At 44.4% G+C, this 520-nt stretch carries 1 pseudogene; it reads left to right on the forward strand.

What is annotated here, in order from left to right:
• Positions 1-520: pseudogene (gene eno / locus A3738_RS05285) on the forward strand (phosphopyruvate hydratase); the annotation flags it as partial.

Raw genomic sequence — 520 nt, forward strand, 5'->3', positions numbered from 1 at the left:
TCTACAAAGACGGAAAGTACGATCTAAGCGGTGAAGGTAAAGTCTTCTCTGCTGAAGGCTTCTCTGATTACTTAGCAGAGCTTTGTGATGCTTACCCAATTGTTTCTATTGAAGATGGTCAAGATGAATCTGATTGGGCTGGTTGGGCTTATCAAACAAAAGTACTTGGTGACAAAGTACAGCTAGTTGGTGATGACTTGTTCGTGACTAACACTAAGATTCTTAAGCGTGGTATCGATGAGCGCATCGGTAACTCAATTCTTATCAAGTTCAACCAAATTGGTAGCTTGAGTGAGACGCTTGATGCAATTCAAATGGCGAAAGATGCAGGCTACACCGCAGTGATCTCTCACCGTTCAGGTGAAACCGAAGATACGACTATTGCTGATTTGGCAGTAGGTACATGTGCCGGTCAGATCAAGACAGGCTCGCTATGTCGCTCTGACCGTGTTGCTAAGTACAATCGCTTGCTGCGTATTGAGGAAAAACTTGGCTCAGCAGCACCTTATAAAGGTCGTTC

The organism is Oleiphilus sp. HI0066, assembly GCF_001635725.1.